This window comes from Microbacterium sp. NPDC089698, from assembly GCF_044749045.1.
Taxonomy (GTDB): domain Bacteria; phylum Actinomycetota; class Actinomycetes; order Actinomycetales; family Microbacteriaceae; genus Microbacterium.
Genome location: NZ_JBIVHE010000001.1, coordinates 1,487,026 through 1,510,182, shown reverse-complemented (window position 1 = coordinate 1,510,182; position 23,157 = coordinate 1,487,026). Strand labels below are relative to the sequence as shown.

General features: G+C 70.6%; 19 protein-coding genes. 13 read left to right on the top strand and 6 right to left on the bottom strand.

Annotated features, from left to right (window positions below; all coding sequences use genetic code 11):
• Positions 1-53: 53 nt before the first annotated feature.
• Entirely contained in the window at positions 54-692 is a 639-nt protein-coding gene (locus ACIPY5_RS07030; protein ID WP_400968356.1) for a response regulator, read from the top strand.
• 136 nt (positions 693-828) lie between these two features.
• Here the strand turns inward: ACIPY5_RS07030 and ACIPY5_RS07025 are convergent, their stop codons facing one another.
• Positions 829-1,698 carry a LysR family transcriptional regulator gene (locus tag ACIPY5_RS07025; RefSeq protein ID WP_400968353.1) on the bottom strand — a complete coding sequence of 290 codons (870 nt, stop codon included), beginning with the start codon at positions 1,696-1,698 and terminating at the stop codon, positions 829-831.
• A gap of 86 nt (positions 1,699-1,784) precedes the next feature.
• On the opposite strand from ACIPY5_RS07025, the gene ACIPY5_RS07020 reads away from it, so the two are divergent.
• The 5 genes from ACIPY5_RS07020 to ACIPY5_RS07000 all read left to right on the top strand — a co-directional run bounded on the left by ACIPY5_RS07020 (position 1,785) and on the right by ACIPY5_RS07000 (position 6,051).
• Complete coding sequence (locus ACIPY5_RS07020) at positions 1,785-2,285, top strand: carboxymuconolactone decarboxylase family protein (RefSeq protein ID WP_309342650.1); 501 nt, start codon at positions 1,785-1,787, stop codon at positions 2,283-2,285.
• 116 nt (positions 2,286-2,401) lie between these two features.
• A complete protein-coding gene (locus tag ACIPY5_RS07015) occupies positions 2,402-2,746 on the top strand; it encodes a PadR family transcriptional regulator (RefSeq protein ID WP_292721679.1) in 345 nt (114 codons plus the stop codon).
• Position 2,747: 1 nt separating this feature from the next.
• Positions 2,748-3,560: a permease prefix domain 1-containing protein gene (locus tag ACIPY5_RS07010; RefSeq protein WP_400968349.1), complete on the top strand. Its 813-nt coding sequence runs from the start codon at positions 2,748-2,750 to the stop codon at positions 3,558-3,560.
• 182 nt (positions 3,561-3,742) lie between these two features.
• The gene (locus ACIPY5_RS07005; protein WP_400968346.1) at positions 3,743-4,594 is read left to right on the top strand and encodes an ABC transporter ATP-binding protein; all 852 of its coding nucleotides are present in this window, start codon (positions 3,743-3,745) and stop codon (positions 4,592-4,594) included.
• Complete coding sequence (locus ACIPY5_RS07000) at positions 4,591-6,051, top strand: FtsX-like permease family protein (protein ID WP_400968343.1); 1,461 nt, start codon at positions 4,591-4,593, stop codon at positions 6,049-6,051. The genes ACIPY5_RS07005 and ACIPY5_RS07000 overlap by 4 nt, the downstream gene beginning before the upstream one ends.
• On the opposite strand, the gene ACIPY5_RS06995 is transcribed toward ACIPY5_RS07000, so the two are convergent.
• From ACIPY5_RS06995 to ACIPY5_RS06980, 4 genes are all read right to left on the bottom strand, one after another.
• Complete coding sequence (locus ACIPY5_RS06995) at positions 5,975-6,571, bottom strand: hypothetical protein (RefSeq protein ID WP_400968340.1); 597 nt, start codon at positions 6,569-6,571, stop codon at positions 5,975-5,977. The genes ACIPY5_RS07000 and ACIPY5_RS06995 overlap by 77 nt on opposite strands.
• Positions 6,568-7,056, bottom strand: coding sequence for a SprT-like domain-containing protein (locus tag ACIPY5_RS06990; RefSeq protein ID WP_400968337.1), 489 nt, complete (start codon positions 7,054-7,056; stop codon positions 6,568-6,570). The genes ACIPY5_RS06995 and ACIPY5_RS06990 overlap by 4 nt, the downstream gene beginning before the upstream one ends.
• Positions 7,057-7,179: 123 nt before the next feature.
• Positions 7,180-7,707, bottom strand: a complete 528-nt coding sequence (locus tag ACIPY5_RS06985) for a hypothetical protein (protein WP_309340679.1) — start codon at positions 7,705-7,707, stop codon at positions 7,180-7,182.
• Between the two features lie 144 nt (positions 7,708-7,851).
• The gene (locus ACIPY5_RS06980; protein WP_309340681.1) at positions 7,852-8,718 is read right to left on the bottom strand and encodes a fused MFS/spermidine synthase; all 867 of its coding nucleotides are present in this window, start codon (positions 8,716-8,718) and stop codon (positions 7,852-7,854) included.
• Between the two features lie 187 nt (positions 8,719-8,905).
• On the opposite strand from ACIPY5_RS06980, the gene ACIPY5_RS06975 reads away from it, so the two are divergent.
• Genes ACIPY5_RS06975 through ACIPY5_RS06955 form a run of 5 tightly spaced genes read left to right on the top strand, consistent with a single transcriptional unit; the run spans position 8,906 to position 14,443 of the window.
• The gene (locus tag ACIPY5_RS06975) at positions 8,906-10,210 is read left to right on the top strand and encodes a sugar ABC transporter substrate-binding protein (protein WP_309340683.1); all 1,305 of its coding nucleotides are present in this window, start codon (positions 8,906-8,908) and stop codon (positions 10,208-10,210) included.
• Positions 10,211-10,220: 10 nt separating this feature from the next.
• Positions 10,221-11,198 (top strand): carbohydrate ABC transporter permease, encoded by a 978-nt coding sequence (locus tag ACIPY5_RS06970; protein WP_400968335.1) that lies wholly within the window; start codon positions 10,221-10,223, stop codon positions 11,196-11,198.
• Entirely contained in the window at positions 11,195-12,028 is an 834-nt protein-coding gene (locus ACIPY5_RS06965) for a carbohydrate ABC transporter permease (RefSeq protein ID WP_400968333.1), read from the top strand. The genes ACIPY5_RS06970 and ACIPY5_RS06965 overlap by 4 nt, the downstream gene beginning before the upstream one ends.
• Positions 12,025-13,554 (top strand): glycoside hydrolase family 3 N-terminal domain-containing protein, encoded by a 1,530-nt coding sequence (locus ACIPY5_RS06960; RefSeq protein WP_400968331.1) that lies wholly within the window; start codon positions 12,025-12,027, stop codon positions 13,552-13,554. Before ACIPY5_RS06965 ends, ACIPY5_RS06960 begins: the two co-directional genes overlap by 4 nt.
• Before the next feature lie 31 nt (positions 13,555-13,585).
• Positions 13,586-14,443: a MurR/RpiR family transcriptional regulator gene (locus tag ACIPY5_RS06955; protein ID WP_309340692.1), complete on the top strand. Its 858-nt coding sequence runs from the start codon at positions 13,586-13,588 to the stop codon at positions 14,441-14,443.
• A 45-nt stretch (positions 14,444-14,488) separates the two neighbouring features.
• On the opposite strand, the gene ACIPY5_RS06950 is transcribed toward ACIPY5_RS06955, so the two are convergent.
• Positions 14,489-15,403, bottom strand: coding sequence for a sugar kinase (locus ACIPY5_RS06950; protein ID WP_400968330.1), 915 nt, complete (start codon positions 15,401-15,403; stop codon positions 14,489-14,491).
• A gap of 289 nt (positions 15,404-15,692) precedes the next feature.
• Here ACIPY5_RS06950 and ACIPY5_RS06945 point away from each other — a divergent pair, with 289 nt between their 5' ends.
• Both ACIPY5_RS06945 and rpoC read left to right on the top strand, forming a co-directional pair.
• A complete protein-coding gene (locus ACIPY5_RS06945) occupies positions 15,693-19,193 on the top strand; it encodes a DNA-directed RNA polymerase subunit beta (protein WP_400968327.1) in 3,501 nt (1,166 codons plus the stop codon).
• 68 nt (positions 19,194-19,261) lie between these two features.
• Positions 19,262-23,128: a DNA-directed RNA polymerase subunit beta' gene (gene rpoC, locus ACIPY5_RS06940; RefSeq protein ID WP_400968324.1), complete on the top strand. Its 3,867-nt coding sequence runs from the start codon at positions 19,262-19,264 to the stop codon at positions 23,126-23,128.
• The last annotated feature ends 29 nt before the right edge of the window (positions 23,129-23,157 follow it).

The window sequence follows — 23,157 nt, the reverse complement described above, 5'->3', positions numbered from 1 at the left end:
GATGACAGACTTTCCGGAGGCGCGGATCCGATCGCGCGGAACGAGGAGGCAGGATGATCCGTGTCGTGCTGGTCGACGACCAGGCGCTGTTCCGCGCCGGGATCCGCATGCTCGTCGCGTCGCAGCCCGACCTCGAGGTCGTCGGCGAGGCGGGAAACGGGCAGGAGGCCATCGACGTCGTGCGCGCGACGCGCCCCGACGTCGTGATGATGGACATCCGGATGCCGGTCATGGACGGTCTGACCGCCACCGCGCGCATCCTGGAGGAGTCGGATCCGCCCCGCATCGTGATGCTCACGACTTTCGACCTCGACGAGGCGGCCGCGCGCGCGATCCGTCAGGGCGCGAGCGGCTTCCTCCTCAAGGACGCGGATCCGGAGTTCCTGCTCGCGGCGATCCGCACGGTGCATTCCGGATCCAGCGTGATCGCGGCGTCGGCCACCCGCGATCTGTTCGCGCACTTCGCGGCGCCCGCGCAGACCCCGGTCCCGGCGAGCTACGGCGATCTCACCGAGCGCGAGAAGGAGATCTTCGCGCTCGCGGCGCGCGGCCTGTCGAACGCCGAGATCGCCGCCCGCGAGTTCCTCTCCGAGGCCACCGTGAAGACGCACATCAGCCGGATCCTCACCAAGCTCGCCCTGCGCGATCGCGTGCAGCTCGTGGTCTTCGCCTTCGAGCACGGCCTGAACTGAGGCCCGGCCGGCGGCCCGGCATCAGGCGCCCCTCCGCGGTGCCCCTCCATTTCCGAGTCGTCCCCGTGAGCGCACCCCCTGGCGTCCGCTCACGGGGGCGACTCGAAGGTGGAAGGGGGGCGAAGAGGCGGCGGGGTCAGGCGTCGGGGTGCAGGAGCTCCAGGAGGGCGCGAGCGGCGCGGGTCGGAGTCGCCCGCCACACCACGCCCAGGCGCGAGCGCACGTCGGGTGCGTCGATCGGGATCGCGCGGATGCCCTCCCAGCGGCGGCACGTGGCCGCGCTGACGACGCCGACCCCCAGCCCGCGCACCGCGAGCTTCTCGACGGCGGAGGGCGTCGACACCTCCCAGTGCGGTGTTCCCGCGCCGGGGCGTCCCGCGAGCAGCGCGTCGAGCGCCGCCCGGTCGCCCGTGCCCTCGGGGAGGGCGATGAGATCCATGCCGACCAGCTCGTCCGGGCGGATCCCGCGCCGTGCCGCCCAGGGGTGCGCGGGGGCGACGACCGCGACCATCGGGTCGTCGAACACCACCGTGGATCCGAGGCCGTCCGGAGGGCGCTCGGCCCAGGCCACGAGCGCGAGGTCGAGCTCGCCGCGCCGGATCGCGCCGATCAGCTGCGCGGACGTGTCCTCGCGCAGCCGCAGCTCGAGCCCGGGATGCGCGGCGCTGATCTCCGCAAGGGCGTCGTAGAACCGCGGCCAGGTGAGCCCGAACACGGTGCCGACGCGGAGGGATCCGAGCAGCAGCCCGCGGAGGTCCGCCGCCGTGGCGCCGATCTCGCCGATCGCCTCGAGGGCGGCGCGGATCGCGGGCATCAGGCGCTCGCCCTCCTGGGTGAGCGCGACCCGGCGGGAGGAGCGGTCGAACAGGGCGACGCCGAGCTCGCGCTCGAGCTTCTGCACCTGCGTGCTCACCCCCGACTGGCTGACGCGCACGCGTTCGGCGGCCGCCGTGAAGGAGCCGGTCTCGACGACGGCGAGCACATAGCGCAGCTGGTGAAGTTCCATCTCTGAAACAGATGATAGCGATAGGTATCAGCTGTTGGACGGATGGATCCGGATCCTCGATCCTGAAGGAGACGAAAGGAATCCCCATGACCATCACCGAGACCTCGACCCCGACCGAGCCGACCGTCCCGATCCCCGTCCGTCTCGACATCGACACGGTCGCGCCGCGCTTCTCCCGCGCTCTCGCCGGGCTCGACGCCGCGATGGTCCGCGAACTCGATGCGGCGGGCATCGACGCCCGGCTGCGCGAACTGGTGCGCCTGCGCGCATCGCAGATCAACGGCTGCAGCTACTGCGTCGACCTGCATTCGGGCGATGCGGCCAAGGCCGGCGACACCGCCGCCCGTATCGCCGCCGTGGCCGTGTGGCAGGAGTCGCCCTTCTTCACCGCCCGTGAGCGTGCCGCCTTCGCGCTCACCGAGAGCATCACGCGTCTCTCCGAGACCCACGTCCCGGATGCGGACTGGGCGGCGGCCGCCACGCGCTTCTCCCCGGAGGAGCTCGGCGCGCTCGTCTCGCTCATCGTCGTGATCAACGCGTGGAACGCCGTCGGCGTCTCGACGCACGCCTGGACCGGATCGATGTAGGCGCGGACCGGGTCGGCCGGAGGGGGTCAGCGCGGAGCCGGGGCGGAGGGCCCCCCTGGGCGAACTCCCAGCAACCAAGACTGTCTATGCATCGACCGTCTAGGTAAAGTCGGCTCATGGCAGACGAACGACTCCGAGGCAATCTCGAGATGCTGGTGCTGGCGACTCTCGCTCGCGGATCCGCCCACGGCTATGCGCTCGCCGAGGCGCTGCGCACCGCGAGCGGCGGCGAGTTCGACGTTCCGGAGGGCTCGCTGTACCCGGCGCTGCACCGCCTGGAGCGCTCCGGCGCGATCACGAGCGAGTGGGTGCACGACGGCCGTCGGCGCCGGGTCTACGCGATCACGGCGGCCGGCGCTGCCCAGCTGACCCGCGAGACCGGTGCGTGGCAGCGCTTCGCCGACGGGGTCGCGTCGACGCTCGCGGCGCCCTCGATCCGCCCGGCCGTGCAGGGGGTGTGAGATGACCGATGCGATCGACCGCTACGTGGCCCAGCTCGCCGACCGGCTCGGCGCCGGCCAGGACACCTGGCGCCTGCTCGCCGAGACGGACGGCCACCTGCGCGACGCGCAGTCGGCGCTGCAGGCGCAGGGGATGGATCCCGCCGAGGCCGCGGAGCTCGCGGTGCGACGATTCGGGGATCCTGCCGCCGTCGCCAAGGCGCGCTCGCCGCGACGTCGTGCCGTGGGGCTGCTCAGCGGCGGCTGGCTCGTCGTCTCGCTGGGGCTCGTGGTGATCGGACTCAGCGGACTGGTGTCCTGGGGGCTCGAGGCGATCTGGGGGCCGGCGTTCCTCGCCGGCGACGTGAACGGCGTGACCTACACGGCCGCGCGGTGCGCCGACTTCCAGGGCTTCTTCCCGGAGGCGGGCAGCTGCGCCGCGGCGGCCGCGATGCACCACTCCGACGAGATCGTCTCCGAGCGGCTCGCGGCCGGGATCCTCGGCCTCGTGCTGCTGGCGGCGTGGCTCCTGGTGCGGCGGCTCCGGGGCGCGGTGCCGATCGCGCGCGAGGATCGCCGCATGCTGCTCGTCGCGAGCGCCGTGGCCTTCCTGGGCGTGGGGCTGGTCGGCTTCGGCTGGGGGGCGCTCTCGGTGATCCTCGATCTCGTCCGCGGCCTCGCGGTGGCGGGTGTCGGCGTACGCCTGAGCGACGGTGCGATCGCGCTGGTGGCGGGCGTGGTCGCCGTGATCCTGCTCGCCCGCTTCCTCCGCCGCGGCGTCTCCAGGCCCCCCATGCCTTCCACTCCCTCCGCTCCCACCGGCGCCCCCGCTTGAGCCCCGCCACGGTCCCCTCCACTTCCGCGTCGTCCCTGTGAGCGCACCCCCTGGCGTGCGCTCACAGGGACGACGCGGAAATGGGGCGGGGGCGGGGCGGGGAGGGGATCATCCTTGCGATGTACGGGGATGGATCCCGAGAGCGACGCGGCGGGCGGGGGCGGATCCTTAGCGTCGAAGACATGGAGATCACGACGACCGACCTGGGTCTTGCGGCCCGCGTCCAGCACCTCACCAAGACCTACGGATCCGGCGAGGGCGCGGTGCGTGCCCTCGACGACGTCAGCGTCGGCATCCGCCGCGGCCAGTTCACGGCGATCATGGGCGCATCCGGCTCCGGCAAGTCCACGCTCATGCACATCATGGCGGGCCTGGACACCCCCACCGGCGGGCGGGCGTGGATCGGCGACACCGAGATCACCGGTCTCGGCGACCTCGACCTGACGATCCTGCGCCGGCGCCGGGTGGGCTTCATCTTCCAGGCGTTCAACCTCGTGCCCACTCTCGACGCCCTCGGCAACATCCTGCTGCCGTTCGAGCTCGACGGGCGGCGCCCGTCTGCGATCGAGCGGGCGCGCATCGACTCCCTCGTCGAGATCCTCGGGATCGGACCGCGGCTGCGCCACCGCCCGCACCAGCTCTCCGGCGGGCAGCAGCAGCGCGTCGCGATCGCCCGTGCGCTCGCCACCGCCCCCGACCTGGTCTTCGCGGACGAGCCCACCGGCAACCTCGACTCGGCCTCAGGGCGCGAGGTGCTGCAGCTGCTCTCCACCGCGAGCCGCGAGCAGGGCCAGTCGATCGCCATGGTCACGCACGACGCGGTCGCCGCGAGCTACGCCGACCGGGTGCTGTTCCTCGGCGACGGCCGCATCGTCGCCGACCACCCGCGCCGCACCGCGGACGAGATCGCGACGCTCATGCTCTCCGGCGGCGCACCCGCCCCGGCCGCCGCGCCCGCCCCGGCCGCTGCACCCGTGCCTGCGGCGACCGCGGTCTCCGCGACCGCGGCCCAGCCGAGCGGAGCGCTCGCATGACCGCCCTCGCCCCGACCCTGCTCGAGACGCCCCTCACGCCGTCGCGCCTCGCGTTCCTGCGCGAGCGCGGCATGGGCTCGAGCGTGTTCGTCGCCGCGCTCACGGCCGCGTTCGGCGTGATCCTCGTGGACACCACGTTCTACCTGGGCGCCCTGCTGCAGAACGACCCGTTCCTCGGTGACAGCGAGACCCTCGCCTACGTGGTGCGGATCCTCTCGGTGCTGCTCACCGCCGTCGCGATGTACGTCGCGGCGATCGTCACCGCCAACACCTTCGCGACCATCGTGGCCGGCCGCACCCGGCGCATCGCGCTCATGCGACTGATCGGCGCCTCCGCACGGTCGCAGCGCTCGGAGGTCGCCGGGCAGGGCCTCGCGGTCGGCGTCATCGGCGCCGTGCTGGGTCTGGCCGCAGGCGTCCTGCTGAGCTGGGGCGGAGCCGCGATCGGATCCCTCGCCTTCGCGCACCCGCCGCAGGGCTTCACGCCGCTGCAGCCGGGGGCGCTGATCCCCGCCGTGGGCGTGGCGCTCACCACGTGGCTCGCGGCCTGGGCCGGATCCCGGCGCGTGCTGACCGTCTCCCCGCTGCAGGCGCTCGCCGGATCCGCCGAGCGCTCGGTCGCGGAGACCGCAGCGGGCGGCACCAGGCACCTCGGCGCGATCACGATGTTCGTGCTCGGCGGCGTTCTGCTGGCCGGCGGCGTCGTGGTCGGGCTGTCCTCGCCGCTCGGGGTCGTGGTCGCCTTCTTCGGCGGGGTGTTCTCGTTCAGCGGGCTCGCGATCGGGTCTGTCCTGGTGATGCCCCCGGTGCTGCGCCTGGTGGGACGCCTCTTCGGACGCGGCGCGACCGCCCGGCTCGCCGCCGAGAACGCGCTGCGCCACCCCGAGCGGTCCAGCCGCATGGCCATCGGCGTCGTGATGGGCGTCACGCTCGTGACGATGTTCGCGGTCGCGCTGGAGTCGGCCAAGGCGCTCATGGTGCGCACGAGCGCCGACCAGCTGCCGCCCGGGTTCTTCGCGCCTTTCGACGCGTTCGGCACCGTGATGATGGTGCTGGTCGCGGTATCGGCGGTGATCGCCGCGGTCGGGCTGGTCAACCTGCTCACGATCGGCGTCGTGCAGCGCCGGCGCGAGCTGGGCCTGCTGCGCGCGATCGGACTGAGCAGCCGCCAGGTGCGACGCATGGTGCTGCTTGAGGCCGCGCACGTGACGATCGCCGCCACCGCGACCGGGCTCGTGCTGGGCGTCGTCTACGGGTGGATCGCCGCGCAGTCCCTGCTCGGATCCGTCCCGTCGATGCCCGACTTCCAGCCTGCGGGGCTCATCCCTCCGGTCGTGCCGTGGGTGCCCGTGGTCGCGATCGTGGCCTGCACGGCCGTGCTCACGCTCGTGGCGTCCGCCGCCCCGACCCGGCTCGCGACCCGCGTCGCCCCGGTCGAGGCGCTCGCCGCGGACTGAGGGATGCGGGGCCGCGGGGGATCTCCGCGGCCCCGTCCCAGGTGCGGGACAGGCGGCGGATCCGCCAGCCGCGCCACTGCCACGCCGCCCAGAGCACGGGCAGCAGCAGGAGGGATCCCGGACCGCCGAAGACGAGCCGGTCGCGCCACAGCGCCCGGCCGTCCGGCAGCTCCGAGACGGCCATGCGGTGATCCCAGACGTCGAGCGAGGAGAGCGGCCCGGTGAGCGGTATGCCGCTGTCGCGCAGGATCCGCACGGTCTGGCCCTTGTGCTCGCGGACCTCGTCGTACGCCCCGATCAGCTGCGTGCCCACGGTGACCAGCCCGAACAGGCGCAGTCGTACCGCGCTGTGCAGCAGCGAACCCTCGTCGGCGTGCGTGAGCGGTTCGACCACGATCACCGGCGCGTACAGCGCGGTCAGCACGGCGGGCGAGTGCAGCGCCGCCCAGGCGGCGTCCGCGCTCGCGGCGATCCGGAATCGCAGCTGCACGTGCCGCAGCCTCAGGGCGGTCGTCCTCATCGCGGCATCACCGCCGCGCGGCGGTCGGCCGCGGTGATCTCGCGCCGGGTCCAGACCAGGAGGAAGCGCTCGTCGTAGCGCCGCGAGCAGCGCGCGCAGGAGGACGCCCGCGTGGGGCGCCGGTGCCGGTAGGTCACGTGGCCGGTGGGACAGCGGCCCACCCACGGGGCGAGCTCGGTCGCGGTCTCGCCGTGATGCGTCGTGCCGCCCTCGTATCCCAGTGACCGGGCGATCCGCTTCCAGGCGACGCCGTGCGCGGCGTCGTGGCCGGCGACGGCATGAGCGACCTCGTGCAGGAGCACCTGGTGGATCTCGTCGTCGTCGAACCGGGCGGCAAGATAGCGCGAGACGGTGATCCGCTTGTCGCGGTAGTTGCAGGCACCCGCCCGGCGCTTGGCGTTGTCGAAGCCGAACGACCAGGTCGGATCGAGATGCAGCCGGATGAGCGCTTCGCCCCAGATCCGGACTCGTTCCAACTCGGCCATGCTCTCACGTTAGGGGACGCCGCAGACATTGCGGCGCGCTGCGGCGAGAACGACGTCGCGCTCCCCGCGCGGCACGCGTCCACGGTCGACGAAGACCGCGTCCGCCAGGGGAGGACGACCGGGTCAGCCGTTGACGGCGACCGGGTCGCGGCGGCGCTCGACCGTGTCGACGGCGAGCAGCGCGGCCTCCAGGGCCGCGTCGTCGGCGCCGGCCTCGCGGCGAAGGAACACGGTGCGCTTGAAGCTCTCCCTGGCCTGGTCGTAGTCGCCGGCCTCGAAGGCGTTGCGGCCGCGGTGCTGATGCGCGAAGGCGGCGATCGGGACCCAGCCCTGACCCTCCGCCTCGGCGACGCAGGCGGCCAGCTCGTGGTCGGCGGCGGCGTGCGCTCCGCGGTACTGCTGCACGGTCGCGCGCAGCACGCGCGCACGCAGCAGGTCCTTCCTGGTGCCGGCCATGCGCGCCTGCCGCACGGTCTCGTCCGCGAGGCGGAGCGCGTCATCCAGGTCGCCCAGGACCTTCAGCAGCCAGACCCTCTCGAGCATCGACGGCAGGCTGCGCAGGTCGGCGATCTCGTCCAGACGCGCCTCGCACTCGGGCGGATCCACCCGCTCGCGCAGAGAGTCCGGGTCGTATCCCTTGATGTAGCCCACGCGCCCGTCCTCCTGCACTGCCTCGCCGTGCCCTCCAGTCTGCCTCCGGATCCGGCGCATCCGCGAAGGCCCCAGGGCGTGCCGTGAGAAACCGGTGCCGGGGGCCGGATCGGGAGGCGGTCCGCGCCGCCGACGGGCCGGGACTCAGCGCAGGAACAGCCCGGCATCCGGCCGGGGAGAGGCCACCGCGGTCGCGTCGGTGACGATCGCCGCATCCTTCGCGAACGCGATCACCTCGGCGCCGTGCGCGAGCTTGGCCGGGTGCGGACCCGCGGCGAGGATGCGCGGCAGCGCGTCGGCCGGAAGCGGTCCCCGCGACGCCGCGAGCACGAGGTTTCCGAAGCGGCGGCCCTTCAGGATCTGCGCGTCCGCGAGGATGGCGACCTCCGGGAGCACCGCACGGATCGTCGCCACCTGCCGGCGGGCGAACGCGAGCCCCGGACCGTCCGCGACGTTCACGAGCAGGACGCCGGCGGGCCCCAGCAGCCGGGCGAGCTCGGTGTAGAACTCCACGCTGGTCAGATGCGCGGGGGTCTGCGCCCCGGAGTAGACGTCGGCGACGACGAGGTCGACCGCCCCGCTCAGCGCCGGCGGAAGGCGGCGCACGCCTTCGCGGGCGTCGCCGATGCGGATGCGGATCGCGGCGCCGCGAGGCAGCGGGAGATGCTCGCGCACGAGCTCGACGAGCGGGGCCTCCAGCTCGATCACCTGCTGGCGGGATCCGGGCCGGGTCGTGGCGATGTAGCGGGGAAGCGTCATCGCACCCGCGCCGAGATGGACGGCGGTGATCGCCGCGCCGGGGGAGGCGAGCTGGTCGATCAGGGCCCCCATCCGCACGATGTACTCGAAGTGCAGATGGGTGGGATCGGCGAGGTCCACGTGCGACTGCGGGGTGTCCTCGATGAGCAGCTCGAAGCCGCCGCCGAACTCCGCGGGGACGACGCGCGCGATCCCGCCCGATGCGAGCCGGGCTGCCGGATGCTCGGTGTCCTTCGCGCGCGCTCTGCCCATGCGATGAGCCTACGGCGCAGCGGTCGCGAGCGCGGACGCCCCCGCATCGGCGCACTCGGGGCGAGCGCCACGCGCAGGTCACGGCTCGATCACGGGCTTGGAAGAAACTTGCAGAGAGTTTGTTCAGCGTGGATACTTTTTCCTACTGGCACGTTCGCCCAGCGATTTCAAAGAGGAGATTCACCCGATGCACAAGCGCATTCTGTCCGTCGCGGCACTCGGCGTCGTGGCGACGCTGGGCCTGGCAGCCTGCTCCGGCGGCAGCGCCCCCGCGGCCACCAACGGTCCGGTCGACGGCAAGGGCAAGACGCTCAACGTCTGGATCATGAAGGGCACCAACCCCGACGCGACCGCCTTCTACGACAAGGTCGAGAAGGAGTTCACGAAGGAGACCGGCGCGACCGTCAAGATCGAAGAGGTGCAGTGGGCCGACGCCCACGACCGCTTCACCACCGCGATGGCCGGCGGCACCACGCCCGACGTGGCCGAGGTCGGCACGACCTGGACCCCGGAGTTCGCCGACGCCGGCGCGCTGCTCGAACTGGACAAGTACATCGACGCCGAGAAGGGCCTGAAGGACGACCTCGTCGCGGGTCTCAAGACCGCGGGCACCTACGACGGCCACCTCTACGGCATGCCGTGGTACGCCGGCGTGCGCTCGATCGTCTACCGCACCGACGTCTTCGACAAGCTCGGCCTCAAGGCGCCCACCTCGTGGGACGACATCGTCAAGGCCGGCGACGCGATCAAGGCCGCCGACCCGAACATGCTCGCGTTCCCCGTGCCCGGCGCCGCCGAGTTCCAGGTCTACCCCTGGGTCTGGGGTGCCGGTGGCGAGATCGCGACCGACAAGAAGGGCACCTGGACGAGCGAGATGGACAGTGCGAAGTCGCAGGAGGGGATCCAGTTCTACACGGATCTCGCCACGAAGCACGGCTTCTCCTCGGCCGGCGCGACCACCTGGAAGGAGACCGACCTCAAGGACGCGTTCTCCCAGGGCAACGTCGCGATGATGCTCTCCGGCTCGTGGACGCCGAACGCCCTGATCCAGGCCAACCCCGACCTCAAGGGCAAGATCGGCGCCGCGGTGATCCCGGGCAAGGACGGCGGCATCGCCCCGTCGGTCCTCGGCGGCTCGCACCTGTCGATCTTCAACACCACCAAGAACCCCGACCTCGCGTGGGCGTTCACCAAGATGATGACCACGGGCGACCTCGCCAAGGAGTGGGCGAGCCAGACCGGCTACTTCCCGGGCGTGCAGTCCGCGATGAAGGACGCGCTGGCCTCGACCGACCCGCTCGTCGCGCCGTTCGCGAAGCAGATGGTCGACGGCGGCGGATCCGTTCCGGTCAGCCCGAACTTCGGCGCCGTGCAGGCGAAGAAGACGACCAACTCGATGATGCAGTCGATCCTGAGCGGCCAGAAGGATGTCGCCACCGCGACGAAGGACGCCGCCAAGGAGATGACCGACCTTCTGAACCAGAAGAAGTAGGTCCTCCTCCATGTCGATGGTGCAGGCACCGCAGCCGGTCGCGGAAGGGGAGCACGGCTCCTCCTCCGCGGCCGGCGGCCCGTCCGGCAAGCGCCGGTTCCGCTGGGCGACCGCCCGTCCCTGGCTGCTGCTGGCCCCCGCGCTCGCGATCCTCGCGACGCTCATGCTGTGGCCCCTCATCCAGGTCGTGATCTTCTCGCTGCAGAACTACGGCCTGCGCGAGATCAACACGGGACGGACCAACTGGATCGGCCTGGGCAACTACATCGAGGCGCTCGGCGACCCCACGCTGTGGACCGTGGTGCTGCCCAACACGGTCGGCCTCGCGGTGGTCTCGGTGTTCACCACGGTCGTGGTGGGCACGCTCGTCGCGCTGCTGCTGGCCCGCCTCGGGCCGGTGTGGCGCACGATCGTCGCGAGCTGCATCATGATCGCGTGGGCCATGCCCGCGGTCACCGGCACCTACGTCTGGATCTGGATCTTCGACGCCGACCACGGCATCTTCAACAGCGTGCTGCAGGATCTGGGCCTCATCGACGGCCAGGTCAACTGGTTCACCAACCGGTGGGCGTTCTTCGCCATCGTGCTGCTGAACATCGTGCACCACGGCTTCCCGTTCGTCGCCGTGACGATCCTCGCGGGCCTGCTCGGGGTCAACAAGGAGATGATCGAGGCGGCCGCGCTCGACGGCGCCGGCGCGTGGCGCCGGTTCTGGAAGATCGTCTTCCCGACCCTCAAGCCGGTGTTCTCGGTCGTGATCATCCTCTCCACGATCTGGGACTTCAAGGTCTTCGCCCAGGTCTTCCTGATGCCGGGCGGTGACGGCAGCAACCGCAGCGTGCTGAACCTCGGCGTGTGGTCCTACGTCGAATCCTTCGGGCAGAACCGGTTCGGCTTCGGATCCGCACTCGCCGTGCTGCTCACCCTCGTGCTGCTCGGGATCACCGCGATCTACGTGCGCGCGCTCATGAAGGAGGACGAGCTGTGAAATCGCGTCACCCCGTGCTCGGCAGGATCGGGATCACCGTCGCAGTGGCCGTGGTCCTCGTGTTCACGCTCTTCCCCGTGTACTGGATGGTCTCCAGCGCCTTCGACAAGCGCGCCTCCGGCGGCGGGCAGTCCCTGCTGCCCAAGGAGTTCACCTGGGACAACTTCGCCTTCGTCCTCACCGACGGCGGATTCCTCCTGTTCCTGCGCAACTCGCTGCTCGTCGCGCTCGTGACGGTGCTCATCTCCGGGTTCGTCTGCCTGCTCGCCGCCGTCGCGGTGGCCCGGTTCCGGTTCAAGTTCCGCACCTCGGTGCTGCTCATGATCCTGGTCGTGCAGATGGTGCCGCTCGAGGCGCTCGTGATCCCGCTGTTCCTGCAGGTCAAGACGCTCGGGCTGCTCAACAGCATCCTCGGCCTCATGGTGGTCTACACCGCGCTCTCGCTCGCCTTCGGCATCTGGATGCTGCGGGGCTTCGTGCAGGCCGTCCCCGTCGAGCTCGAGGAGGCCGCCTACATCGACGGTGCGAGCTGGTGGCGGATGTTCCGCTCCGTGCTGCTCCCGCTCGTGATGCCGGGACTCGTCGCGACGAGCGTGTTCAGCTTCATCACCGCCTGGAACGAGTTCATCTTCGCCATGACGATGCTGGGCGGGGCGAAGGATCAGTACACTGTCTCGATCGGTCTGAAGTCCTTCTTCGGCGAGCACTCCAACGACTGGGGGAGCATCATGGCGGCGTCGACGATCATCACCATCCCGGTCATGATCTTCTTCGTCCTGGTGCAGCGCCGCCTCTCGGCCGGACTCGTCGCAGGAGCGGTGAAGGGATGAGCGTGGCAGAGGCGAACGACGACCGATCAGCAGGCGACGCCGAGACGGCGGAGCTCGAGCGCCTCGCGAACGCGGTCCTGTGGCCCGGCTTCTACGGCCGCACCGTGCCGGCCTGGCTCGAGGAGGCACTGCAGCACGGTCTCGCCGGCGTGGTGTACTTCGCGCAGAACATCGGCCCCGACCTCGCCGCGCTGAGCACCGGGATCCGCGCCGCCAACCCCCGGGCGCTCATCGGCGTCGACGAGGAAGGCGGCAGCGTCACCCGGCTCGAGGCCGCGACCGGATCCACCCTCCCCGGCGCCGCGCAGCTGGGCGCGCTCGATGACGTGGCCGCGACCGCGTCGACCGGCGCGGAGCTCGCCCGCCGCGTCCGCGCCGTCGGCGCGGACGTCGTGCTCGGACCGGTGGCCGATGTGAACACGGATCCGCGCAACCCGGTCATCGGCGTGCGCGCGTTCGGCGCCGACGCGGGCCTGGTCTCGCGGCACGTGGTCGCCGCGGTCGAGGGCATCCAGGCGGGCGGCGTGGCCGCCTGCGTCAAGCACTTCCCCGGGCACGGCGACACGCACGTCGATTCGCACCACGACCTTCCGCGCATCGCCGTGGATCCGGCCGAGATCGAGCGGGTGCATCTCGCGCCATTCCGCGCCGCGATCGCCGCGGGCGTGGACGCCGTGATGACCGCGCACATCGTCGTCCCGGCGTGGGGCGAGGAGCCTGCGACGCTCAACCCGCGCGTGCTGGGCATGCTGCGCGAGGCGGGCTTCGACGGGGTCATCATCACCGACGCCCTCGACATGGCCGCGATCCGCGAGACCGTCGGGATCGGCGGGGGAGGGGTTCTCGCGCTCGCCGCGGGGGCCGACCTGCTCTGCATCGGCAACCCGACGAACCCCGGCGCCGCGGCGCTGCCGGATCAGGACGAGCACGACTACCGCACGGCGCGGGACGCGATCGTCGGCGCCCTGCGGGACGGATCCCTGTCCCGCGAGCGCGTCGCCGAGGCCGGCGCCAGGGTGGCGCGGCTCGCCGCGAAGCTCGCCGCGGCGTCCTCCGCGGAGGACGCGGACACCGCCCCCTACGACGGCGCCGGCATCGTGCGCCGCGCGCTGCGCGTGCGCGGGGAGCTGAAGACCGCGGATGCGCCGTTCGTGGTCGACGCTCGCCGCAGCTCGACGCTCGCCGTGGACAGCGCCGCCGGCTACGTGTCCGAGGCGCTCGCCGCCGGGGGCGCGACGGTGCGTCTGGACGCCGCGCACCTGGACGAGCCGCAGCGCGGTGCGGCCGTCGCCGCGGCGGTCGCGCAGGCCGACGGCCGGCGGATCGCGCTGCTCGTGGACCGGATCGACACGGACCCGGCGCAGCGCGCGCTCGTCGGCGAGTTCGCCGCCCGGGCGACCGAGATCGTCGCGGTGAACGTCGGCCTGCCCTCGGGCGACGTGGGCGTGCCGGTGATCGAGGTGGGTTCCGCGAGTAGGATCGGCGCCGAGCTCGCCCGGGAGAGGCTCATCGGCGCCGTGCGATGATCCGCTCTCTTCGGGAGGCGGAGGGGGTGTGATGGACGCGGATGTCTTCGCCGTGGTGCGCGGAGCACTGCCGCGGCTGAGCGCCGCCGAGGCGAGGGTCGCCGAGCGCGTGCTCGCGGATCCGACGCTCGTCGTGGACCTCGCCATCACCGACCTCGCACAGCTCTGCCACACCTCGCTGTCGACCGTCGCGCGCTTCGCGCAGACCCTGGGCTTCAGCGGCTATCGCGAGCTGCGCGTCGCCTTCGCGGGCGCCGTGGCGCGGGCGCAGGCCGAGCAGGAGCGTTTCGGCTTCGACGATGCGGTCATCGACCTCGGCGACCCGGTGGAGGCCGTCGCGGCCAAGCTGGCGGCGAGCGAGATCGGTGCGATCGAGCACACCGTGGCGGGCCTCGACTTCGCCGCGCTGGACCGCGTCGCCGTCGTGGTCGCGACCGCGAGGCAGGTGCACCTGTTCGGTCAGGGTGCGTCCTCGCTCACCGCGCAGGACATGCAGCTCAAGCTCGCCCGGATCGGATGCGTCGCCGTGCACTCGCCGGACCCGCACATCGCGATCACGGGCGCGTCGCTGCTCGGCGCGGAGGACGTCGTCCTGGCGGTCTCGCACGAGGGCGCGACGGCCGAGACGGTCAGAGCCGCCGAGGTCGCACGCGCGGCCGGGGCCTTCACCGTCGCGCTGACCAACGCCCCCGGATCCCCGATCACCGCCGTGGCCGACGTGGTGCTCGGCACGCGCGCCAAGGAATCGCCCCTGCGGATGGCCGCGATGTCGAGCAGGATCGCACAGCTCGCGGTGCTCGACCTGCTGTTCGTGCGCGTCGTGCAGCACCGCGGGGAGACGGTGACGGCGCCGCTGCGCGCGACCCGGCGTGCGGTGCGCGGCGCCTGAGGCCGGATCCCGCCGCCCGGCCCGACGCCGTCGGCGAGGTGGCGCTCAGTCCACGTGGTCGCGGGTGCTGCCCAGCGCGCGGGTCGCGATGCGGTTGGCCCGTGCCACGCAGCCGCTCAGCGACAGCCCGCTGAGCACTCCGGCGAGGAAGCCCGCCGCGAAGGCGTCACCCGCGCCGATCGTCTCGACCACGGTCGACGGCACGGCGGGGGCGTCGGCGCGCTCGGCGCCGTCGAACGCGGTGGCGCCGTCGTCCCGCGTGACGACGAGGTGCCGCGGTCCGGGGAACAGCGCGCGCAGGCGGTCCGGATCCCCGGTTCCGAAGACGGCCTCCGCGTCGTGCGCGCTGCACTGCGCCACATCGGCGGCGGCGAGGTAGCCGCCGAGCAGCTCGCGCGCCTCGTCCTCGCGGCCCTGCCAGAGCGCGGGGCGCCAGTTCACGTCGAAGCCGATCAGCCGGTCGCCGCGCTCGGCGAACAGCTCGTCCTGCGCGGCGCGGGCGCCTTCGGAGAGGGCGGGCGTGATCCCGGTCGTGTGCACGAGCGCCGCGCCGGCGAGCACCCGCTCCGCGGCGGGCGTGCGCAGGGTCGCGGGGGAGATCCGGCTGCCCGCGGATCCGGCCCGGTAGTAGTGCATGGCGCTCTGCACCGGCCCCTCGCCCTCGGCCGAGAGCTCCTTGACGTACAGCCCGGTCGGAGCCGCGGGGTCGATCTCGACCGCGGAGGCGTCGATGCCGTGCTGCGCGAGCTCGGCGAGCAGGAAGCGGCCGAAGCCGTCATCGCCCACGCGGGAGATCACGGCGGCACGGGATCCGGCCGACGCGACGGCGAGCGCGACGTTCCACTCCGCGCCGGCCAGGGAGCGCTGGAACGTCCGACTGCTCTCCAGCGGGCCGGCCGTGGTGGGCACGAGCGCCACCAGGCCCTCGCCGAAGCAGGCGATCAACGGTGTTTCGGGCACGTTCGCGACCATACCGGATCCCGCGGACATGCACGCGTCCGGGCGCCGCGCGCTCGTGGTTATACCCCCCTCGGGGCAGAAGGTCAAGAATCGCGCTGGACATGTCGCGATATCGGGCCTATAGTTGATATTTGCGCCTCGCTCCTCCCTGCCCTCATATGGTGGTCGGCAGACTCCGTACGTCCTCGCTCCTCGACAGAGCGCCTTCAGCGTGCGGCCGCGGGAGGCGGCGCACTCACCTGACGACGAGGAATCGAGACGCCCTTCGGGGCTCACGGAGGTTATTCCCTTGGCTGCTGCTCGCAACGCATCCACCCCCACCACCACCAAGAACGGACGCGGTCACTCCCGCCTCTCGTTCGCCAAGATCTCCGACACGCTGACGGTCCCCGACCTGCTCGCCCTGCAGACCGAGTCCTTCGACTGGCTCGTGGGCAACGAGGCCTGGAAGCAGCGCGTCGCGGAGGCCAAGAAGGCCGGCCGCAAGGACCTCGCGCAGGCCAGCGGCCTGGAGGAGATCTTCGAGGAGATCTCCCCGATCGAGGACCTGAGCGAGACCATGCAGCTCTCGTTCACGAACCCGTACCTCGAGCCCGAGAAGTACTCCATCGAGGAGTGCAAGGAGCGCGGCAAGACCTACGCGGCCCCGCTCTACGTCGAGGCCGAGTTCATGAACCACCAGACCGGTGAGATCAAGACCCAGACGGTCTTCATGGGCGACTTCCCCCTGCAGACCGCCAAGGGCACGTTCATCATCAACGGCACCGAGCGCGTCGTCGTCTCGCAGCTGGTCCGCTCCCCGGGCGTCTACTTCGACAAGACCCCCGACAAGACCAGCGACAAGGACATCGTCTCCGCGCGCGTCATCCCGTCCCGCGGCGCCTGGCTCGAGTTCGAGATCGACAAGCGCGACCAGGTCGGCGTGCGCATCGACCGCAAGCGCAAGCAGTCCGTCACCGTCTTCCTCAAGGCGCTGGGCCTGACCAGCGAGGAGATCCTCGCCGAGTTCGCCGGCTTCGCCTCGATCGAGGAGACCCTCGCGAAGGACACGATCCTCACCAAGGAGGACGCGCTCCGCGACATCTACCGCAAGCTCCGTCCGGGCGAGCAGGTCGCCGCCGAGGCCGCCCGCGCGCTGCTGGACAACTTCTACTTCAACGCCAAGCGCTACGACCTGGCCAAGGTCGGTCGTTACAAGATCAACCAGAAGCTCGGCCTGGACACCCCGCTGGACGAGTCCGTCCTCACGGTCAAGGACGTCGTCGAGACGATCAAGTACCTGGTGCGCCTGCACGCGAACGTGGAGACCTTCGAGGGCATCCGCGGCGGCAAGAAGGCGGAGATCCGCCTCGCGACCGACGACATCGACAACTTCGGCAACCGTCGCATCCGCGCCGTCGGCGAGCTCATCCAGAACCAGGTCCGCACGGGCCTGTCCCGCATGGAGCGCGTCGTCCGCGAGCGCATGACCACGCAGGACATCGAGGCGATCACCCCGCAGACCCTGATCAACGTGCGCCCCGTCGTGGCCGCGATCAAGGAGTTCTTCGGCACCTCGCAGCTGTCGCAGTTCATGGACCAGAACAACCCGCTCGCGGGTCTGACCCACAAGCGCCGCCTCTCGGCCCTCGGCCCCGGCGGTCTGAGCCGTGACCGCGCCGGCGTCGAGGTCCGTGACGTGCACCCCTCGCACTACGGCCGCATGTGCCCGATCGAGACCCCGGAAGGCCCGAACATCGGCCTGATCGGCTCGCTCGCCACGTTCGCGCGGATCAACTCCTTCGGTTTCATCGAGACCCCGTACCGCAAGGTCGAGGGCGGCAAGGTCACCGAGCACATCGACTACCTGACCGCCGCCGAGGAGGTCGACTTCAACATCGCCCAGGCGAACGCCCCGCTCGCCGCGGACGGCCGCTTCACCGAGGCGCACGTGCTGGCCCGTCCGAAGGGCGGATCCGGCGAGGTCGACATGTTCCTCCCCGAGGAGATCGGCTACATCGACGTCTCCCCGCGCCAGATGGTGTCGGTCGCGACCTCGCTCGTGCCGTTCCTCGAGCACGACGACGCGCAGCGCGCGCTCATGGGTGCCAACATGCAGCGCCAGGCCGTGCCGCTGCTCCGTTCCGAGTCGCCGTACGTCGGCACCGGTATGGAGGGCTTCGCCGCCATCGACGCGGGTGACGTGATCACCGCCGAGAAGGCCGGTGTCGTCTCCGAGGTCTCCGCCGACCGCGTCGTGGTCATGCTCGACGAGGGCGGGACGCAGGAGTACTACCTGCGCAAGTTCGACCGCTCGAACCACGGCACCTCCTACAACCAGAAGGTCGTCGTCTCGGCCGGTGAGCGCGTCGAGGTCGGCGAGGTCATCGCAGACGGCCCCGCCACGGAGAACGGCGAGCTCGCGCTCGGCAAGAACCTCCTCGTCGCCTTCATGACCTGGGAGGGTCACAACTTCGAGGACGCGATCATCCTGAGCCAGGACCTGGTGAAGGACGACACCCTCTCCTCGATCCACATCGAGGAGTACGAGGTCGACTCGCGCGACACGAAGCTCGGCAAGGAGGAGATCACCCGTGACCTCCCCAACGTCAGCCCCGAGCTCCTGAAGGACCTCGACGAGCGCGGCATCATCCGCATCGGCGCCGAGGTCCGCCCCGGCGACATCCTCGTCGGAAAGGTCACCCCGAAGGGCGAGACCGAGCTCTCGGCCGAGGAGCGCCTGCTCCGCGCGATCTTCAACGAGAAGAGCCGCGAGGTCCGCGACACCTCCCTGAAGGTGCCGCACGGCGAGCAGGGCACCGTCATCGCGGTCAAGGAGTTCAACGCCGAGGACGGCGACGACGAGCTCGGCTCCGGCGTCAACCGCCGCGTCGTGGTCTTCATCGCCCAGAAGCGCAAGATCACCGAGGGCGACAAGCTCGCCGGCCGTCACGGCAACAAGGGCGTCATCGCGAAGATCCTGCCGGTCGAGGACATGCCGTTCCTCTCCGACGGCACCCCGGTCGACGTGATCCTGAACCCGCTCGGCATCCCGGGCCGCATGAACTTCGGCCAGGTGCTGGAGACCCACCTCGGGTGGATCGCCGCACAGGGCTGGAAGATCGAGGGCAACCCGGAGTGGGCCGCGCGCCTTCCCGAGGAGGCGTTCGACGTCGCCCCCGGCACCAAGGTCGCGACCCCGGTGTTCGACGGCGCCAGCGAGGAGGAGATCTCCGGTCTGCTCGACTCGACGCTGCCGACCCGTGACGGCGTGCGCCTGATCGACTCGACCGGTAAGACCACCCTGTTCGACGGCCGCTCCGGCGAGCCGTTCCCGGGGCAGATCTCCGTGGGCTACATGTACATCCTGAAGCTCCACCACCTCGTCGACGACAAGATCCACGCGCGTTCGACGGGCCCCTACTCGATGATCACCCAGCAGCCGCTCGGCGGTAAGGCCCAGTTCGGCGGCCAGCGCTTCGGTGAGATGGAGGTGTGGGCGCTCGAGGCCTACGGCGCCGCGTACGCGCTGCAGGAGCTCCTCACGATCAAGTCCGACGACATCCTCGGCCGCGTCAAGGTCTACGAGGCGATCGTCAAGGGCGAGAACATCCAGGAGCCGGGCATCCCGGAGTCGTTCAAGGTGCTCATGAAGGAGATGCAGTCGCTCTGCCTGAACGTCGAGGTCCTCTCGGCCGACGGCACGGCGGTCAACCTCCGCGACACCGACGACGAGGCCTTCCGCGCCGCCGAGGAGCTGGGGATCAACATCTCCAGCCGCTTCGAGTCCGCCTCGATCGACGAGATCTGAGCCAGAACCGATTCGACGGGCCCTCGCGGCCCGCAATCAGCAGTTTTTATTGAGACACAGGAGAACTAGTGCTCGACGCAACAACGTTCGATGAGCTTCGCATCGGTCTGGCCACCGCAGACGACATCCGCAAGTGGTCCTACGGCGAGGTCAAGAAGCCCGAGACCATCAACTACCGCACGCTGAAGCCGGAGAAGGACGGCCTCTTCGGCGAGCAGATCTTCGGCCCGTCCCGCGACTGGGAGTGCGCCTGCGGCAAGTACAAGCGCGTGCGCTTCAAGGGCATCGTGTGCGAGCGATGCGGCGTGGAGGTCACCAAGAGCTCCGTGCGCCGTGAGCGCATGGGCCACATCGAGCTCGCCGCGCCCGTCACCCACATCTGGTACTTCAAGGGCGTGCCCTCGCGCCTCGGCTACCTGCTGGACATGGCGCCGAAGGACCTCGAGAAGGTCATCTACTTCGCCGCGTACATGGTCATCTCGGTCGACGAGGACGCGCGTCACCGCGACCTGGCGACCCAGGAGAACAACATCCGCCTCGAGCTGAAGACGCTCGGCGACCGCCGCGACGCCAAGATCGCGGAGCGCCTGGCCAAGCTGGAGGAGGAGCTCGCGGCCCTCGAGGCCGAAGGCGCCAAGGCGGACGCCAAGAAGAAGGTCAAGGACGCAGCCGAGAAGGAGATGTCCCTGATCCGCAAGGGCGCCGACGAGGCGATCGTCAAGCTCGAGCGCGTGTGGGAGGACTTCCGCACCCTCGAGGTGGGCGCGCTCCGTCCCGAGGACGACGTCTTCCACGAGCTGCAGGACCGGTTCGGTCAGTACTTCGAGGCCCACATGGGCGCCGAGGCGATCCAGCGCCGCCTCGCGGCCTTCGACCTCGCCGCCGAGTCGGAGAAGCTGCACCTGCAGATCTCCGAGGGCAAGGGTCAGCGCAAGATCCGTGCGATCAAGCGCCTCAAGGTCGTGAACTCGTTCCTGGAGACCGGCATGAGCCCGGCCGCGATGGTGCTCGACGTCGTGCCGGTGATCCCGCCGGAGCTGCGCCCGATGGTGCAGCTGGACGGTGGCCGCTTCGCGACCAGCGACCTGAACGACCTGTACCGCCGCGTGATCAACCGCAACAACCGTCTTCGTCGTCTGATCGACCTCGGTGCCCCCGAGATCATCGTCAACAACGAGAAGCGCATGCTGCAGGAGGCCGTCGACGCGCTGTTCGACAACGGCCGCCGCGGTCGTCCCGTCACGGGCACCGGCAACCGCGCCCTGAAGTCCCTCAGCGACATGCTGAAGGGAAAGCAGGGTCGCTTCCGCCAGAATCTGCTCGGCAAGCGCGTGGACTACTCGGGCCGTTCGGTCATCATCGTCGGCCCGCAGCTCAAGCTGCACCAGTGCGGTCTGCCGAAGACGATGGCGATCGAGCTGTTCAAGCCGTTCGTGATCAAGCGCCTGATCGACCTGGGCCACTCGCAGAACATCAAGGCCGCCAAGCGCGCCGTCGAGCGCATGCGTCCCGAGGTCTGGGACGTGCTCGAGGAGATCATCCGCGAGCGCCCCGTGCTGCTGAACCGCGCCCCCACCCTGCACCGCCTGGGCATCCAGGCCTTCGAGCCGCAGCTCGTCGAGGGCAAGGCCATCCAGCTGCACCCGCTCGTGTGCGCGGCGTTCAACGCCGACTTCGACGGTGACCAGATGGCCGTGCACCTGCCGCTCTCGGTCGAGGCCCAGGCCGAGGCCCGCGTGCTGATGCTCGCCTCGAACAACATCCTCAAGCCGTCCGACGGCCGTCCGGTCACCCTGCCCTCGCAGGACATGATCATCGGCCTGCACCACCTGACCACGGTCAAGGAGGGTGCGGTCGGCGAGGGTCGTGCGTTCGGCTCCGTGGGCGAGGCGATCCTGGCGAAGGACGAGGGCACCCTCGACCTGCAGGCCAAGGTCCGCATCCGCATCCCGGGTCTGACCTTCCTCGAGGGCGAGGCCCCCGAGGGCTACGAGCGCCACGGTCTCGTGGACACCTCGCTCGGCCAGGCGATCTTCAACGACACGCTCCCGAAGGGCTACCCCTTCGTGCGCGGCGTCGCCGACAAGGGCAAGCTGTCCCAGATCGTCAACAAGCTGGCCGAGGAGTACCCGAAGGTCGAGACGGCTGCGTCGCTGGACCGGATCAAGGACGCCGGCTTCTACTGGGCCACGCGTTCCGGCGTGACGGTCGCCCTCAGCGACGTCGTCACCCCGCCGAACAAGGGCGAGATCGTCTCGGGCTACGAGAAGCAGGCCGAGAAGGTCCAGGGTCAGTACGACAAGGGCCTCATCACCGACGCCGAGCGTCGTCGTGAGCTCATCCAGATCTGGACCGCCGCGACCGACGAGGTCCAGGCGGCCATGATGGCGAACTTCCCGACGGACAACACCATCAACCGCATGGTGTCCTCCGGCGCCCGTGGTAACTGGCTGCAGATCCGTAACATCGCCGGTATGCGCGGCCTGGTGAACAACCCCAAGGGTGAGCTCATCCCGCGTCCGATCATCTCCTCGTACCGCGAGGGCCTGTCGGTGGCGGAGTACTTCATCGCCACGCACGGTACCCGTAAGGGTCTCGCCGACACCGCTCTGCGCACCGCCGACTCGGGCTACCTGACCCGTCGTCTGGTGGACGTCTCGCAGGACGTCATCATCCGTGAGGACGACTGCGGCACGTCGAAGGGCCTGGAGCTGCCGATCGCCGCGCCGAACAGCGCCGGCGAGCTGGTGCGCGACGCGAACGTGGAGAACTCCGTGTTCGCCCGCACGCTCGCGTCCGACGTCGTGAACGAGGCCGGCGAGGTTCTCGCCAGCGCCGGCGAGGACGTCGGCGACGTGCTCATCGACAAGCTGGTCGCGCTCGGCGTGGAGACCATCAAGGTCCGCTCCGTGCTGACCTGCGACTCGGCCGTCGGCGTCTGCGCGCAGTGCTACGGCCGCTCGCTGGCCACCGGCAAGACGGTGGACATCGGCGAGGCCGTCGGCATCATCGCGGCGCAGTCGATCGGTGAGCCCGGAACGCAGCTGACGATGCGTACCTTCCACCTCGCGTCCGCGGGTGACATCACCCAGGGTCTGCCCCGTGTCCAGGAGCTCTTCGAGGCCCGCACCCCGAAGGGCGCCTCCCCGATCGCCGAGGCCGACGGCCGCATCACGATCGAGGAGACCGACAAGTCCAAGAAGGTCATCCTCACGCCCGACAACGGCGACGAGGAAGTGGTCTACCCGGTGCTGAAGCGTGCGACGCTCCTCGTCGAGGACGGCCAGCACGTCGTCGTCGGAGAGCCGCTCCAGGTCGGAACGCTCGACCCCAAGGAGGTCATGCGCGTCATGGGCGCCCGCGAGGTGCAGCGCTACCTCGTCAACGGCGTGCAGGGCGTGTACCGCTCCCAGGGCGTGCCGATCCACGACAAGCACATCGAGGTCATCGTGCGCCAGATGCTGCGCAAGGTCACCGTCGTCGACCACGGCGACACGACCCTGCTGCCCGGCGAGATGCTCGACGCCCGTCGCTACCAGGACGTCAACCGCGAAGCCGTCGCGTCGGGCAAGCGCCCGGCGTCCGGTCGCCCGGAGCTGATGGGTATCACGAAGGCGTCGCTCGCGACCGAGTCGTGGCTGTCGGCCGCGTCCTTCCAGGAGACGACCCGCGTGCTCACGCAGGCCGCCATGGAGGGCAAGAGCGACCCGCTGGTCGGCCTCAAGGAGAACGTCATCATCGGAAAGCTGATCCCCGCGGGGACCGGCCTGCGCCGCTACCGCGACATCACGGTGGAGGCGACCGAGGAGGCCAAGAGCGAGCGCTACCCGAACCGGATCTTCGCATCCGACGGTGCGTACGCCGACGGAGACTTCGGCTACGTCGACTTCGACGCGTTCTCGACCGACGACATCACGCCCGGCACCTATAACTGAGTGACGGACTGATCGTCTGACGAAGACCC